The following is a 16,184-nucleotide window of genomic DNA, read 5'->3' as shown; positions in this document are numbered from 1 at the left end:
GACCGGTGCAATGCTAAGCGGCGGCAGAACCCAATCGCCTATGGATTAGACCTCCAAGAACGCAAAGCCCCATCGCCGTCCACACGATTAGCACCGGGTCAGCCGGCAAAGCATACTTCGCCCCGATAACCGGCCCGGTCAGGACCAGGACATAGGCGACGTATCCTACAGAGATCGCGGTAAACCCGGGAAAGTGCCGGAAGCAGGCAAACAGCCCGACAGCGGCCAACATCGCTGTCGCGGCTGCAGCGACCATCGCCGGCAAAACCACGGCCGTGTAGCGGGCGGGCTGATTGGAGACAAACGAGATGGCCGTGCTGACCAAACCATTTCCCTGCGCGGCGGCATCGAAGGAATCCTGCTTCTGCGCCCGCGTCCATGGATGAAAGGCAAGGCTGGGTGCAAACAGATTCACGATACCGCTTCGAACCCAGATCTTTACCAGCCCGATGGTTGGCATTTGCGATAGGAGTTCAAATGCCAAATTCGTCCGCATACTGGATATCTCGAACGGGTTCGGCGGTGTCGACTGCTCCGCAATTCGACGATTGATCCGTTCATCGTAGTTGCTTGCCCAATCCGCGCGGGATCCACCGTTCAGCTCGGATGCGCTTTCCGCCGCAACCCAATAGAGGAAGTGCGGCCCCGACTGAGTGGTAAAGGCCACTCCACCGGCCCGATCCCAATGCCGGACGATTTGCGGTGCCAGGAAAACCGCGACCAGCATCAGCATCACCATAGCCACCCCAAACGCCCGTACTATTCGGTCCTTCCCATTTTCGTGGCGGACCACGATCCAGACCATCAAGGCGGCAATCAACGGGGCCAGAGGCAACAGACCGTGGCGTACGGCAAGGGATGCACCGAACGCCCCCCCGATCGCCAGGGCGCGAGCCCAGGTCGGTTTTTCGGCAAAGAGAATGAAAGAGAGCATTGCGACGGACATAAGAGCGACGGACAAGGTATCCGTAAGGATCAGACCGCTATGCAGAATCAAATTGGGCCAGATCGCCGCAAGGATACCTGCCGCCGTCCCAACACGGGGACCCAATCGAGCCGCCGCACAAGCCACACACAGTACGGTTACGCAATCCGCGGCGGCCTGAATACAGACCACCGCAATGGTAGGAACGCCGCCAGCCAGCCACCCCACGACCGACAGGAAGAGCACATAACCATACATCCGATCGGTCACTGGCGGGGCCAACCCGTCTGAACTGCCGGCGAGAAGCACTCCGGACTCGCGCATCCAGCGGGCGATGTCGAGGTAGAGCGAACTGTCCTCGATAAGGAATCCCGTTCCGCTGCTCCATAGGAAAAGGAGATGGGCCAAACGTGCGGTCAGCGCCAGCGCGACGAGAGCGACCAGAGTTTTCCGACTCAACATGATGTTTGCTGAACGGTGATGGCATTCCCGCGACGGGGCGGAAAAAGTGAGAAACAGGTCAGCAGAACAAAGGCGAATTCGGCCGGTACTCTGAAGCGGGAGATACCATAGAACGGCATTACCAGCGCGAAGAAGAGTATGACCGTCGCAATCAACAGGGCGATGTCCCAACGTCGGCGAAGCAATATCCTGGCCGCACCGATCAGCCCCAGAATCCGGGTCACCATGACGAAGCCCATGGCCGCACCCCACAATCCCAGCAACGACATATCTGCCTCGCTGACCGCTAGCAAAACAGATTCCGCATAACTGGATTCACCGCTGGCCTGCATCTGTGCAAAGGGAGAGGCGTCCGGCTGGCCAGCCAAGGCGAATAATCGGCCACCCCCCCCGGCGGAAAAGAACTGCAATGTCGCCAATGCTGTAGTCTTGAATATGACGCTTGGCGAATAGCTGAATATCTGCGCTATCGCAGCGTCCCTCAGATGCCTTTGCTGCTCCAATTCCGGCATGACGTACCATGACTCGCCGAATGCGGCGGCGACCGCGCGTTGGCGCGCCTGCATGCGGGCCTCGGCCTCGGCACCGCCCACCCCGGTCGCGACCATCTCCAGCTGGGTTCCGGATCCCCAAAGATAGTAAACCGTATTGGCGGCCCCGGTTACTCTGAAGCCCTCGCCGAGACTGGCTGTCCGGGCCATCCAGGGCGAAACAGACATAAAGCAGACCACCGCGAGGACAGCACTCGACAACAAGACCCGCCGCAAGGGTACTCGCGCCCCACCGAGCAGTGAGATCAGAGGCAGCCCAACGACCGCCAAGATCGCCAGGAACTGACCTTCCGGGCGGATCAAAACACAGGCGGCAAGCAGCAACCCGAGCCCCGCGGCACGTCGAAATCCCGGCTGCATGGCGGTATGATGCAGAGCGATGGTTGCCGCCAGTACAAATGCCGCAAAAATGGTTTCCGACTGTAGAAAAAACACGGTGCCGAGACTGTTCGGATTGAAAAGAAAAAGCGCAAAGGCAAGTGGTCCGATCATGGGCCGGTCGGGCGGCCCCAGCCGCTCGGCCCACCGTGCCAGCATCATGGCACTGCAGGCAAAAACAGCTGCCTGAATCAATACAAGAAGCTTTGGAAAGTTGTCGCCGGCCAGATAGATCGTGGCCGCGACAAGACCTGGATAAAGCGGCGGCCGTTCCGTCATGGGCCGATGCGGCGAATCCGGGTGGACGAAACCGCCAGCCTCCACCAGCCCTTGCGCCGGCAGCAGCCAGGTTGCCGCGTCAGCACCGTAATCGACCGTTATCGATCCGGGTACCGAAGTCAGGACGACAAGCACAATCAGCACATAGAGTGTGAATGCCGTTTGATAGGCCCTGCGAACGGTTAAGGCGTGCATGCTGCTAATCCGGCGAAGTTTCAGACCAGATAGTCGCTGGATTGGCGAATTCGCCCTTCGCCGATTTCTCGACGCCAGAACGCCACCGTCTTTTCCAGTCCGGCTTCCAGACCGACCGCCGGCCGCCAGCCTAGCGCACCTATTCGTTCGGCCTTGGCGATCAGCTCAAAGACTTCTGAATTTTTGGGCCGTTTGCGATCGACTTCCTCCTGCAGCGGCTTGTTGCATCCTGTAATGCCCCGCAGAATTTCGATGGTCTCCCCGATAGTTACCCCATGGCCGCTACCGGCATTGTAGACAGTGCCGTACTCCACCTTTTCCGAGGTGCCGACGGTATGGAAGGCATCGGCAATATCCCCCACGAAATTGAAATCCCGGACGGGACTAATATCACCGATACGAATCGTGTCGCAGCCCGGATCCAGCATTTGGCGAATGACGGTCGGAATGACCGCCCGCTCACTTTGCCGGGGGCCGAAGGTATTGAACGGGCGCAAAATGACCACCGGAAGGTTGAAACTGCGCCAATATGCTTCAGCCATATGGTCAGCGCCAATCTTGCTGGCGGAGTACGGCGACTGCCCCTGCATCGGATGCAATTCGTCGATCGGCGTGTACTGAGCCGTACCATAGGTTTCCGACGTCGATGTGTGTACCAGACGCTGGACGGAATGCATACGGCATGCCTCCAAGACATTCAGGGTACCCGTCACATTTACATCCACATAGGACTGCGGCGCGACGTAGCTGAAGGGAATGGCAATCAGGGCCGCAAGATGGAAAACCACCTCCTGCCCCGCCACAAGATCCCGAACGAAGTTGGGATCGCGGATATCGCCGGCACGAATCTCAATAGCTCTGCGAACGCCTTCGGCCAAACTGTCCAGCCACCCGGCCGACCCGAAGGAATTGTATGCGCTCAGGGCCGTTACACTGGCGCCGTCGCGCTGCAGCCTTTCGACAAGATGAGAGCCGATAAAGCCGTCCGCCCCGGTCACCAGGACCCTCTTATTCCGCAGTGTTTGCTGGGTCATCGTCCCTCTCGCCAATTCATCCGGGGGTGAAAGATACGCCGCGACGGCAAATGTAAATACCTGCTATCTCGACAATAGGGTTTCATAGCGGTGCACGACCTCATTCACATGAAAGGACGCCGGCAGAAGATTGGGACGTGGAGATTTCAGCCGCGGTAAAGTGGCTTCAACCTCCTGCATCGCCGCCAGGAAAGCCGCGCCGTCTTCCGCGACTTTAACCGCGTGTCTGGATGTCGCATCGGCCAGTTCCGCGATTCCGCCAGCTTCGCGATGCGCTATCACCGGCGTCCCAAGCGCCAGTGATTCCAAAGCCACATTCGGCATTCCTTCCCATCGAGATGGCAAGAGAACCGCATCGGCCCCGGCAATCCAGTCGGCGACACGGGTATCAAACCCCTTCAGGAGAATCCGCTCCCCAAACCCGGCACCATCAATTTGCGCACGCAACTGCTCGGCCTGAGGACCATCTCCAAAAATACAGAGACGGTCGGACGCAGGCATGTTGCGAAACCAATCGACAAGACGGTCAAACCCCTTCTGCTCGGTCAGCCGCCCAGCCGCAACAAATCGGCGCCCGTCCCCTGGCACCACCCGCGCCTCTACGCCTTTACGGATCATATCCACATCAACCGGGTTCGGCATCGCAACAAGCCTGTCTTGCGCCACCCCCCAGGCCGCGAGCGCATCGCGCATCGGCCTTGCGTTACAAAGGACGGCCGAGGCGCGCCTGTACAACAGCCGATAAAGCAGCCTGGTCAGCACATGCGACCCGATCTGCCGGGCGGTATGATCCGGCATGTTTGCTTCCCGGACAAAATAGAGAGGACCACCCGGTCCGACCGACAACACCGCGAAATTCAGGTATGCCATCGTCGATAGCACCGCATCCGGCGCCGCATCCCGAATGGCCCGCCGAAGCAACGGCAATGCCGATCTGACCCTGCCTGTCCCCAGGACCCGGACGTCGATATCGTCCGGAACCAACGGTTTCAGCGGTCCCGCATCGGAAAGCACAAGCAGGCCAGGTGAGAAGCGTTCACGGTCCAGGCGCCCCAGAACCGTCAGCAGGACCCGCTCCGCGCCGCCCCCCGCGAAACTCGGCAGGACGAACAGAATGCGCGACTTCCTTGCTGTCACTCCCCGTCCCCGTCCAGCAGCCGTTTGACGCCATCCGGGCCGATATTCGCGCAAGCATCAACGGCACACATCCTCGGCTCAAAAGCGCCGTGCAGCTGCCGGTATTCCGGAAACTCGGCAGAGATATAGTCGACGTCGATGCCCAGCGCATTAAGGGACGCTTCATCAATACTACGCTGCGTTCCAGCGCCTTTTCCGGTCACATAGACAGTCGCGTCCAGAGCCTGCAAGATCGGCTCGATGCTTTCCGCCCCTTCTTCTGAAAGCCCCAACTCAGAGGCTCTGAGAAACCGGACATCCGCCAAACCGATCCAGGACGCCAAGCTTTTGATCAAGGCGATATTGAGATCGGCTATTCGATCGAATTCATGCTCCAAAACCGGGAAAACCGCGTCTTTCAGAACGGATGCATAGGGAGCCTTGCCGTAGGATTGCATCAAGCTGCCGACATGCTTCTTGCGCCATCTCTGATCCGATACTTTGACCTCCGATATCGGAATCTGCTCCTTCCCGATCGGGACAGTCAGCCATTGTGTTCCCTGATGGGTGCGAATCGCATTGCGGGAGACGTAGCTTTTCCCCAAAGGCAGCCGTGCATTGTCGTAGAAGACGAACTCGTCACATCTCGCGATCTTCCGGAAATAGCCCAGCCACGGCAGGTAGTTGGGCTGATGGATGCCAATCCGCCTCATGCCGTATCTCCTGATTTCTCAAACTGCGCCAGCCGCTCGACGAGCCGCGCTACAAGAGCGGCCTGGGATTTATCCGACTTGCGGTGTGTTCGGGTAATTTCCGGTACCAGGCCGCGCCGCGAGAGCGCAAAACCCGTCGCCTTCTCGACCGCTTCGCCGATATGAATCAAGGTTCCCTCCGGATCGGAGCATAGATTTTCGTATCGTACGAAAATACATCGGTCGCCCGCTTGGGAGGCCAACTGCCGAAAATGTGCGTTCAGACCGGTTATCTGCCCAAGAATTTGCTCATCAACATCTTTATCGACCAATTCATAATAGTCTGGTGGCTGCATGCTCCACCAGGACTCGAGCGACAGCATTTCCTTCTGTCTCGCATCATAGACCGAAAGAGCCTGTTCAATCGGGTCGCGTTCAATACAGACAAAGACACAGAGCGGGTCGAGCGCCAGAAACTGGGGCATGAAATAGGACGGGTAGTACCCCTTGAACAGAAATCCGGCCCTGGAGAGCCTTTGCATTCCTGCTATCCAGCCTTGGATTTCACGCCAGTCAACGCCGCGCCTGGCGGGATCCTCGAATAGATCATCGACCCATTCCAAGGCCAGTTTTTCCATCCAGAAAAAGTGAAAGCCGTGAATGTCACGTCCGGCAGTCCGGCCAAAATCGGACGATGCGGCTTCAAGCCGGCTTTCGCCAAACACCGATTGAGACAAGGTCATTCCGGTTTGCGGCGCCTGCCAGAACCGGGCTGTCAAATTGTCCACAAAGCCGAGATCGAAATACCGGATGAGCGCCTGTGCCATCAGTGTCGTGCCGGAACGCGGGGCACCAGAGACAAACAGGACGGGCGCGTCCAGTGGGCTCGGCCTCGGCGCAGATTCCGCCAGGGCCGCATTCATCGACCGAAGCCGGTCGGCGGCCTCCCCGGTTGGAGGCGGCCGGTGCGAGATTCGATGCTTCACCTATCTCAACTCGTCATAGATTGATTCAATTGCTGCGGCGCTGGCTTCCGGCGCGAACATTCGTTCCGCTTTTCGCTGATTGGCGACCGCCATCGTCTGACGCAAATTCTCATCGTCGCGCAATCGGAGCAAGTGCCCGACTACGCGATTGGTATCAAACTCGGCGTCGATGAATCCGTTCACGCCGTTCTCCACAACGGTCTCAAAGGTTCCGAGCGTCACAATCGGCAACCCGAAGGTCATCGCCTCGATCAGATCTCTCCCCCAGGGGACGTTTTCACGTCCAAGCTTCATCAAAACATCGCAAGCCACCAGTGCGCGTTCGGGGGGATGAACGTGACCGGTGAATTCAATCACCGCGCCCAGTTCCTCCTCCTCGACCCGGGTCAGGATCTGTTCATAGTAGCCAGGCTCGGCATTCGGTTTCAGGCTTCGGTGCTGTGGTCCGCCACAAACCACCAGCAGGATGTCCGTGATACCCCGTTTCTTCAGCACCGCCGCAACATCCAGCTGTCGGTCGATTCCACGATTCGGCGTAATGTTGCTGAGAGTCAAAACTCGCAACTTCTGCCTGTCCGGATCGCCACGCAGATTCAGTGGCTCCACGGGGTCGGCTTCCGGCCGATAGGCGTTGAACACGGTGCGGCAATGCTTCCCTGCCTGTATGCCACATAGTTTTTCGAAATGCGCAGCAACGCCATCGGAAATGAAGACTACACGATCTGCCCGGCGCAGGATGAAACGGTATATCCGACGTGCGAACCACGTATCGACCAGGGTTGTCCGTATGTGACATACCCAGGGGCGTTTCAACTGGGCCGCCAGCCACCGGCAGGTCAGCGCCAGGTTCTCGTGGTTGGCATGCAACAGACCGGCCCTTCCCGCCAGCGCCTTACGCGCAGCCTTGAGCACCGCCGGATAATGACGCATTCGCCAAACGAAATGCGCGAACGCGATCGGATTCTTGCGCTCCCCGGGTCGGAATCTCGGGATTCCGGGCAAGGGTGTAACGGAGACACCGAGGGAGTCATACCAGGCGACCAGCGGATTCCCGGCCAACAAGAGTACATGCGGTTCCCAACGGGTCCGGTCCAGCGCAGCAATCAGGTAATAGAGTGAGCGCGACGCCCCGCCTTTTCCCGTACCGGCGTCCAGAAAAAGAATGACCGGTCTGTCCCCGATACCGGACATCTCTTCAACGGGATCCGACAGCACTCTTAACTGCGTCGGCAATGCGGTCGATTTCCGGCTCGGTCAGAAAGGGATGCATCGGCAGACTCAGCACCTGGCCGCTCAATGCCTCGCTCACCGGCAGACTACCCTCACCATCCCCAAAATGCCGGTACGCAGATTGCAGATGCATCGGCATTGGATAATACACCGCACACGGAACGCCGTCCGCTTTCAGCGCGGCCGCAACGGCATCCCGACGATCGGCGGGCAGCTTGATCGTGTATTGCGCCCAGGCGCTTTGGTGTCCACGGCGACGGGCTGGCGTTTCCACGAAGCCATTCAGCTTGGCATCATAGGCATCGGCGACACGGTTACGCACTTCGATCTCGGAAGCGAAATGTGGGAGCTTCGCGCGCAGAACTGCCGCCTGCAAGGTGTCGAGTCTCGCATTCAGACCGACGCGCACAATGTCATACTTCTCCCCCCCCTTGCCATGCGCCCGGATCGATTTCATGACATCAGCCAATTCATCATCGTTCGTCAGGACTGCGCCACCGTCACCGTAACACCCCAAAGGCTTGGCGGGAAAGAAGCTGGTCGCGGTGGCGCGCGACAGGGACCCGACCTTGCGGTTTCCCAGGGCTCCACCGAAAGACTGTGCTGCATCAGACCAAAGTGCGACATTGTATTTCGCAGCCAAGGCCTCCAGGGCCGTATAATCCGCCGGCAGGCCGAACAGATCCGTGGCAAGAATCCCGCACGGCCGAAGTTCTCCGCCGTCGATCACGGCCTGGATGCGCTTTTCCAGATCCACCAGGGCCATGTTGAAATCCGAGGGATCAACATCCACGAAGATTGGAGTCGCCCCGAGCAGCAGCGGAACCTCCGCGGTGGCGGTAAAGGTGAAACTGGGGACGAAAATGGCATCTCCGGTGCCAACACCCTCTGCCATCATGATCAGCATCAAGGCATCGGTGCCACTGGAGCAGCCTATCGCATGCTTGGCGCCACAGAACGACGCCAGTTCGTTCTCCAGAGACGCCACCTCTGGCCCCATGATGAACTTGCCATGTTCAAGGACAGTCGCGATCGCGGAGTCGATTTCCTGACGATAGGCTTCATATTGCGCCTTCAGATCGACGAAAGCGATGGGATTCGGTTGGCTCATCTCATTCTTTCCTTCACTCGGAAACCGGCTCAAGCAGGCCGTTGATCAATCGATAGGTCTCTGCGGTCCGGGGGCAGCGAAGGTCATCGCCCAAGCGGTCACCTGACCGGCTTACCCAACCGAGCTGGCGGGCCGGGTTCCCGACAACCAATGCATAATCAGGCACGTCATGGGTCACGACCGCGCCTGCTCCAATCATCGCATAGCGGCCGATTTTGACTCCGCAGACTATGGTCGCGTTGGCCCCAATCGTCGCCCCCCGGCATACAAGGGTCTTCGAGAATTCGTCCTTGCGTTCGACGAAAGCACGCGGGGTCAGAACATTTGTGAAAACGCAGGACGGGCCACAGAAAACCTCTTCCTCAAGCGTCACACCTTTGTACAACGCCACATTGTTCTGCACCTTGCAGCCATCGCCTATAACGACGTCCGGCCCGGCCATTACGTTCTGGCCCAGAATACAGCGGCTTCCGATCCGCACACCCGGCAACAAGTGGACAAAATGCCAAACCTTGCTGCCCTCACCGATCTCGACATCGGTGTCGACAACAGCGGTCTCATGGATGAATGGCTCACTCATTCCGCGGCCCGCTCCAATGGGGTGCCGGAGGTCATCGCACGCTGACACATATCCAAAACGGAAAGCACCCCGATCGCCTCTGTTGCATCCGTGCGGGGACGCGCCCGTGTCTCGCAACAGTCCAGGAAATGCCTCATTTCCTCAGCCAAGGGTTCGTCCGCGCGATAGGGGACCGGTACGGCTTCCGCTTTTTCCAGCATCGGCAGCACACCGTCCCAGGCCAGCCGGTGCGGATAGCGCAACACCTTCTGGTCCCCGGCCAAAGTGTCGTTGAAGACGATCATCCCGTCCTCCCCGACGACCACCAATCGGTGATCCTTGAACGGGTGCATCCAACTGACAAAGATATGTCCCTGCAGATGTTCCCCGAAATCAAAATGGCTAAGGCTCATATCCGCGACATTCGGGCTTAGCCATGCCTCGCCATTGCAAACAACGCGTTCGGGCAGCCGCCCCGTCAGGGCCAGCATCATGGAGATATCATGCGGTGCAAACGACCAGAGCGCGTTTTCCTCGCGCCGGATTTTTCCAAGCGAAGCACGGTTGGAATAGATATAGCGAAGGCGCCCGATATCGCCGCGCGCAACACTCTCCTGAACGGCAATGAAGGCAGGATGATACAGCAGCAGATGGCCGATCATCAGTACCCGTCCACCGGACTGGGCCAATTCATCAAGCCGATGGGCCTGATCCAGATCAAGACATAGCGGTTTTTCGACAAAGACATCCTTGCCGGCCGTCAGGGCAGCCTCGACGAGATCTCCATGGGTTGCAGCGGGCGTTGAGATCGCGACCGCCGTTAGCGAACGATCAGCCAACAGCTCTTGCGCAGAGGTATAGGCACGCGCGTCGGGGTAGGTACCGGCATGCATTTCCAACGCGCCGGTATCCGTGTCGGAGAACGCCGAAAGCGCACCCAGTGCGTCGAGATTCCGTAGCAGGTTCTTTCCCCAATACCCGGTCCCAAGGACGCCCACCGAGGCCGAATTGCTCATTTATCGATTCCTGACTGGTCAGAGATGGTTCCGGTATCCGGGTCATAGCCCGTGACAGTATCCGCGATCAAGTTGACAGACTGCGGCCCTTTGACGTCGACCAGTCTGCGCAACGCAGCTTCCCGGTCGCCGCCGTCATCGTGCGCCCACCAGATGGGGTGAGTAAGCAGCTGCAGCGCGGTTTTCCTGCCTACAGCTTCATGACTCAAGGGCGGTCCGAACCGCCACAGGCCACGTGAATCGCTGCAATACCCGATGTCCTTGAAAAAGCGGTCTTGATAGGCATGCGGCCGGCCTGCCAATGGCGCGTTGTGGGAAAGTAACGGCCGGGACGGACGATGAAAACTCACCACTGGGACGTATGTCTTCGTGACATCTTCAAGCCTGGCACATTCCTCTTCCACGGCTGCGTCAAGTGCATCGATCCGCGCCGGATATCGGGCAGCGTCAAAATGCAGCGCGACGACATGCCCGTCCTGCTGGAGCCTGTCGATGACCGTCCGGGTTTCATTGGATTCGATGCTATAGGCGGGCGAGGAGGTCAGCATGAAATAGAAGGCTCGAACACCGAGATCACGCTCGATCTCACTCATGGCCAGAGCGGGTTCTGGCCAGAAATCAATATCGTGCCGCAGGATCAAATCCTGATTCTGAGGAACCACATCGTCATAACCGCAAACGCGATAGCCACGTTGCAGCAGGGCCTCCAGCAACGCTCTGTAGCCCGCCCGCGTGAAATCCTGCGCCATCAGGCAGTTCCCCGAGAATCACCGAAACACAGACCAACCAGTTCTCGATAGAAGCCGCGCGCCGGTTCGGTAACCTGGCCAAGGTGCTGCAAAACACTCAAGGTGCCGCGATAGCGGCGGCAGACATTGATGGCGGAAGAGGCCTCTTCCAGTGCTTCCTGGCAACTCAGGTCCCGATATTTTCCATTGCTGAAATAGGCGAAATCCTGAATCGGCGTACTGACCAATCGCAGACCGAGGGCACGGCGCTGTCTCAGGCTGTAGGCGCGATGCGGTCGGCAACTGCCCGTCCGGAACCCCGTCGCCTGGGGAAAGGCCGGCGTGCAATCCATTTCCATCCCGGCAGCGTCCCAGATATCCGGCGTAATGGAAAAATCGTACTCCAGCCGATGCTGCCTTCCGCGTGTAAGTGGTCCGCCAACCAAATCTTCCAGCGCTGCTTTCTGACGCAACCACGCATCCTGATCCCGGCATGTCCGGTGACCTGGATGAAAGCCGATGATATGCCCACGCTTCCGGATCGCGTCGGCGGCCCGCTTCACCAAATCGGGCATGGTCACCCCGTAGGGCGTGTCTTGCGCCAACAGGGAAGGGCCGATGAAATAGAATTCGCTCTTTACGCCATGTGCCTCGGACAGACTCATCATCTCATTCAAACTGCTCCAGGGCAGTCCCGCAAAGTATCCGCGGTAAAGGCGCTTAAGCGCTCGCCCCGGTTCTGCGCGTTTCAACACGTCGCCCAAAGCATAGCGAATTGGCTCGTGGGCGTAGTTGTAGCCGCGCAGCTTGTCGACGTCATGAGTCAACATGACCTTGTATTCGCCAAGCGGAAGCCGGGCGGGATCGCCCGTAATCGCCCGGGCGAGATCCATTGCCGCCCGATCAGCCAACGGATCATCGTAACGCCCTATCCGTGCCGCAAGCGTCTGATCGAAGGGAAATCTGTCATAACTGTCGTGTTCTGCCGGGACCCGCTCCTCAATGCGCGACAACTGGTGGAAAATGAGACCGGGCGCGTCGTAATCGACCCTGCCTTCCCGGCCGGGCAGAAAGGTTCCCCCGTCCTCCAGTTTCCGCAATGCATCGACCTTCGGCCAGATGCCCTGTTCATCCGTAGAAACTCCCTGACTGAAGAGCGCCGCTGGAATGAAGAGGGTGCCGGCGGCGGACTGGTTGGGTCTTCCCCCGTACTGGACCTTGCGATCCGCCTCCGCTACCCGAACAAGCCCATAGGTTTCGTCCAGAAAGTCGAACACGAACTCGATCTCGGGAAGGAATTCGGAAAGGTCGGAATCGACAACCAAACTATAGGCGAAGGTCTCAGTCATGCCCGGCAATTCCATATTCCCGAACCCAGGCGTCGTGACTCAGCAACTGCCGCAGAAGCTTGGTATGTCCTGCGCGCCCCTCCAGATGCTCATCAATCAACCTGGCCAGCATGTCTGGCTCCAGAACGCCCATCGTCAGACTGTCCAGGCGGCCCCGGATTTCCAGAAACCGCCGCCTATATCCAGGTTCATGGGCGAACAATTCGCGCGTCGACTGCCATGACCCCGTGGAATGATAGGCGCTCGGCTTCTCAGGACGCCTTGCAAGGCCGACCTTGCGTGCGGCCGCCCTGGCCAGGACCGCCGCTGTTTCGGTCCAGAGCGGCAGATCCGCCCGAAATCCGGAATTCGCATTCGCTAGCTTCGCGATTTGCGGTGACAGGAGCTTAAGGGCCTTTCGAACCACCTCAGCTCCCACCCTTTCGGATGGGCTCATGCTCAAATAGACATCGAACACGTCACGGTCAAAAGCCGGCAGGTTCAGATGGCAGTACGCCCTCACAGACATCATGCCCGTAAACGCGTAGTGTTTCGACAAGGCATGCAGGATAAAGGCGTCCCAGGCATTCACAGGCTCATCAGACGCAAGATGTGGCTCCAGAACCGAAGACATTGCTTCGATTTGGCTGTCATACCATCGTCTCTTGGCCTGCGGACGAATGATCGCGTCCAGGGTCGTTTGCGGCGGCCCCTGGCGAAGATTGCGCAGTACATACTCAGCGTCCGGTCGCGCGGGCACCTCACGCAGCATTGGCAAACGTGTCTTGCTTCCGGCCACGGTGAGGAAACGCGCTGGCAGATAATAGCCGCGCAGCGTGTAATCCAGCCCATGCCCTGTCAGCGCAGTCGCGTGTTCCGCCCCGACGCGGGGCATGAACGCACCAATAGGAAGTGAGGCCGGATACAGGCCGTTATTGGTCCGCACCTCGTTTTCCAGAAAGTGAAGAGTTTCCCCGGGCTCCACCAAAGCGGGTCGGAACGGCGCATCGAAAACCTCGGCCGTGCGCCGCGCAATATCCAGTTCGGGGTTGTCGGCAAAACTGGCAGTCGTCCAGCAAGTCAGTCGCCCACGCGGCGCAGCAGCAAGCACGAGACGGCTATCTATCCCACCAGAGAGCAGAAGAGCGGGAGACGGGCCTTCGGTTTGTCGTGCCACGGCCGCCTTCAGCGCCTCCGCCAGACGTTCCGGCAACTCAGCCCGGTTCCCGTTACTGTTCCAGGCAAGACGCCAATATGCGTCCTCCTGGCGGTTCGTTCCGGACAATGTGGTAATCGTTGCGGCCGGAAGCGCTTCCAATCCGGCAATGTTTGTCGTTCGGCCCACCGTCCGCTGCATCGTGAACAGTTGGGCCAACCCATCCTTCGCAGTTCGGGCAGCCACCGCCCCGGATTTCACCAAGGCCAGGATCGACGTCGCGAAGACCCATCCCGTACCCCGGCGCGCGAGATGAATCGGATAACTTGCCAATCGGTCCGTGACGAGCACGAGATGACGACGTTCCGCATCGAAGATCGCGGCCGCGAAGGCGCCATTCGCCCGGGACAGCCGATCAAGACAACCCTTCTCATACAGCCGCGCGATCAGTGATGCGATGTCACTGTCAGGCGCATCGATCAACGAGTCGGGGTCATGAATCAGGCCGACCGCGGCCACCTGCAGGTCACCCGCCTCATATACTCCGCCATATCCGCCCGTCGAATGATAGTGTGCGCCCAGCCCGGCATGCGGCCCGGAAGCAAGGGACGTTCCGAGCCCACCCGGCATGGTGGCGCGAATTTCAGATAGCAGCGGCGCTTCCAGCCCCCCCGAATTGAACTCTCCGAAAAGACCGATCACGAGCGCGACCTTTCCGGAACCTGCTCAGCCGGTAGGGCCAGCACTCCCAGCTTTCGTCCGACATGGACATGGTATCCGGCGGCCTCCAGCCGCGGGCGGCACAAATCCGCAACACTATGACCGTCCCGGCGATACCACCCTGCAAGCCGGATCCGAGGACGGAACTCGGCGAGTGTATCCTTTGCTCCGTCCAGTGCCTCAACTTCGGCACCGTTGACGGTAAAGGAAAGCATGTCGACTTTCTCCAAGCCATGCTCCGACACAAGGCCGTCAATACTAGCGGTTTCTACCGGCTGCCTGTTACCGCCATCAAAAACGTCGTGGCGGAGTGTGTTCGCCTGTGCCTCACCTGTGGCGAGATCCAGCACTCGCCCGTGTTCGCACCAGATGGCCCGGTGCAGAACATCAACACGCTCGAGCCCGTTCTCTCGCGTATTGCGCTCCAGTAACGCGACGTTGCGCGCATCGGCCTCCAGTGCGATGAGCCGCCCCTCATGCAGCGACGGGCCGACGGCGGCCGCACCAATCCCTATAAAGGCGCCGCAATCGATGATGACGTCCGAGGCTGTCGAGCTGAAGGCCGTACGGTAGACATCCCGCAACACAGCATCTTCAATATCGTCCACGCCGTCCTTCTGCTGGCCGTGGAACCCTACCATCGCGGCGGCCTCCGCCGGGTCACCGGCAGCCAGTTTCGGGCCAAGATCAGGGCGCAAATGCGGAAACACATATCGTGTCACGATGTCGCGCGCGAGCCGGAAATGTTGTGGCGCCAGATTGTGAGGCAGATCGTTCCGAAGCAGACGGTAGAGTTCCATATCCTTGCCTGGCGTGGCGACGCCGTGAAGCATCAGACCCTGGGCATTTCTGGCAACGGGACCATTCTCGCCATCTTCAAACCGGAATGTGTCACATACCGACCGAAGTTCGCGAAGGAAGACCGTCGCACGTCGAACCCATCGTGCGCGATATCCCGGGATCATTAATTTCAGCGCCAACATAGTTCGCTTGTTACCTTTTTGGGATGGCGTCGGAAGTTGACGCCCTGGCAAAAGAGAGCGGCAGGCGATCGCGTATCGAATGCGGCACCTTTTCCATGAATCGCGCGAACGTTTCCAGGTCCTTCGAATCCGTCTCTGTCGGCCGGAATCCCCTTCCGACATTGGTGTTCTGTGCCGGCAGGAACGGGACCTGACCATGCGCCAGCCCTAAGCGGTCAAGCAGGGCGCCGACGGCCGTCGGGTCGGAAAGATCATCCGTCGCAATCGTCTCGGCAGGAGCCAAATCAAACTCCCGGATCAGCCGATCTCCACGTAGATATGTTTCACACCATGCGTGCAGATAGCGCTCGCCTTTGCTCAATTCCGCGGTGTCGAGACGCAACTCGTTGAAGGGACAATCCGGCGCCCCGTAGTCCAAGCTGATATCCTTGTTGCGGTTCAGATAGCTTCGCATGTTTGCGACGGGATCGCGTACAAGGCGGATCATTGAAACGGGCCAGTCGCCGCGCTTCTTCAGTTGCGCGAGAGTCGGATGGTGCAAACCGTGCAGAAAATGCTTGCTGATATCGATATAAATGCTGGCGCTCCGCCGATCCAACTGACGGTCGATCCACGCAAGCCGAGCGGCTGCGTATTTTTCCAGTTGTTCACCGTCCCCGGCATCGAAAGCGCGCAAGACGTCTCCGCGCCCCAGAAGCTCGTGCGTTTCGATGAAGCGACGCCGGAAGCGGCGCT

Annotated in this window: 15 protein-coding genes; all 15 read right to left on the bottom strand. The window is 59.2% G+C overall.

What is annotated here, in order from left to right; genetic code table 11:
* Positions 1 to 13: 13 nt before the first annotated feature.
* Positions 14 to 1,234 (bottom strand): glycosyltransferase family 39 protein, encoded by a 1,221-nt coding sequence (locus tag R8L07_12590; protein ID MDW3206366.1) that lies wholly within the window; start codon positions 1,232 to 1,234, stop codon positions 14 to 16.
* Positions 1,235 to 1,380: 146 nt separating this feature from the next.
* The gene (locus R8L07_12585; GenBank protein MDW3206365.1) at positions 1,381 to 2,730 is read right to left on the bottom strand and encodes a hypothetical protein; all 1,350 of its coding nucleotides are present in this window, start codon (positions 2,728 to 2,730) and stop codon (positions 1,381 to 1,383) included.
* Between the two features lie 80 nt (positions 2,731 to 2,810).
* Complete coding sequence (locus tag R8L07_12580; GenBank protein MDW3206364.1) at positions 2,811 to 3,824, bottom strand: SDR family NAD(P)-dependent oxidoreductase; 1,014 nt, start codon at positions 3,822 to 3,824, stop codon at positions 2,811 to 2,813.
* A gap of 63 nt (positions 3,825 to 3,887) precedes the next feature.
* A complete protein-coding gene (locus R8L07_12575; protein ID MDW3206363.1) occupies positions 3,888 to 4,961 on the bottom strand; it encodes a glycosyltransferase in 1,074 nt (357 codons plus the stop codon).
* Positions 4,958 to 5,653 carry a WbqC family protein gene (locus R8L07_12570; GenBank protein MDW3206362.1) on the bottom strand — a complete coding sequence of 232 codons (696 nt, stop codon included), beginning with the start codon at positions 5,651 to 5,653 and terminating at the stop codon, positions 4,958 to 4,960. The genes R8L07_12575 and R8L07_12570 overlap by 4 nt, the downstream gene beginning before the upstream one ends.
* Complete coding sequence (locus tag R8L07_12565; protein MDW3206361.1) at positions 5,650 to 6,555, bottom strand: sulfotransferase; 906 nt, start codon at positions 6,553 to 6,555, stop codon at positions 5,650 to 5,652. Before R8L07_12565 ends, R8L07_12570 begins: the two co-directional genes overlap by 4 nt.
* 63 nt (positions 6,556 to 6,618) lie before the next feature.
* Positions 6,619 to 7,809 carry a glycosyltransferase family 4 protein gene (locus R8L07_12560; GenBank protein ID MDW3206360.1) on the bottom strand — a complete coding sequence of 397 codons (1,191 nt, stop codon included), beginning with the start codon at positions 7,807 to 7,809 and terminating at the stop codon, positions 6,619 to 6,621.
* Between the two features lie 4 nt (positions 7,810 to 7,813).
* Positions 7,814 to 8,959 (bottom strand): DegT/DnrJ/EryC1/StrS family aminotransferase, encoded by a 1,146-nt coding sequence (locus tag R8L07_12555; GenBank protein MDW3206359.1) that lies wholly within the window; start codon positions 8,957 to 8,959, stop codon positions 7,814 to 7,816.
* A gap of 13 nt (positions 8,960 to 8,972) precedes the next feature.
* On the bottom strand, positions 8,973 to 9,539 hold the full coding sequence (locus tag R8L07_12550) for a DapH/DapD/GlmU-related protein (GenBank protein ID MDW3206358.1): 567 nt from the start codon (positions 9,537 to 9,539) through the stop codon (positions 8,973 to 8,975).
* Positions 9,536 to 10,534, bottom strand: a complete 999-nt coding sequence (locus R8L07_12545) for a Gfo/Idh/MocA family oxidoreductase (protein ID MDW3206357.1) — start codon at positions 10,532 to 10,534, stop codon at positions 9,536 to 9,538. Before R8L07_12545 ends, R8L07_12550 begins: the two co-directional genes overlap by 4 nt.
* Positions 10,531 to 11,283, bottom strand: coding sequence for a hypothetical protein (locus R8L07_12540; protein ID MDW3206356.1), 753 nt, complete (start codon positions 11,281 to 11,283; stop codon positions 10,531 to 10,533). The genes R8L07_12545 and R8L07_12540 overlap by 4 nt, the downstream gene beginning before the upstream one ends.
* Positions 11,283 to 12,611 (bottom strand): hypothetical protein, encoded by a 1,329-nt coding sequence (locus R8L07_12535; GenBank protein ID MDW3206355.1) that lies wholly within the window; start codon positions 12,609 to 12,611, stop codon positions 11,283 to 11,285. The genes R8L07_12540 and R8L07_12535 overlap by 1 nt, the downstream gene beginning before the upstream one ends.
* Complete coding sequence (locus R8L07_12530; GenBank protein ID MDW3206354.1) at positions 12,604 to 14,448, bottom strand: asparagine synthase-related protein; 1,845 nt, start codon at positions 14,446 to 14,448, stop codon at positions 12,604 to 12,606. Before R8L07_12530 ends, R8L07_12535 begins: the two co-directional genes overlap by 8 nt.
* Positions 14,445 to 15,299 carry an FkbM family methyltransferase gene (locus R8L07_12525; GenBank protein MDW3206353.1) on the bottom strand — a complete coding sequence of 285 codons (855 nt, stop codon included), beginning with the start codon at positions 15,297 to 15,299 and terminating at the stop codon, positions 14,445 to 14,447. The genes R8L07_12530 and R8L07_12525 overlap by 4 nt, the downstream gene beginning before the upstream one ends.
* A gap of 160 nt (positions 15,300 to 15,459) precedes the next feature.
* Positions 15,460 to 16,125 carry a hypothetical protein gene (locus tag R8L07_12520; protein MDW3206352.1) on the bottom strand — a complete coding sequence of 222 codons (666 nt, stop codon included), beginning with the start codon at positions 16,123 to 16,125 and terminating at the stop codon, positions 15,460 to 15,462.
* Positions 16,126 to 16,184 lie beyond the last annotated feature (59 nt).

The sequence above is a fragment of the Alphaproteobacteria bacterium genome (genome assembly GCA_033344895.1).
Lineage (GTDB): Bacteria > Pseudomonadota > Alphaproteobacteria > UBA8366 > Aestuariispiraceae > Pacificispira.
This window is presented reverse-complemented; position numbering and strand designations above follow the sequence as displayed.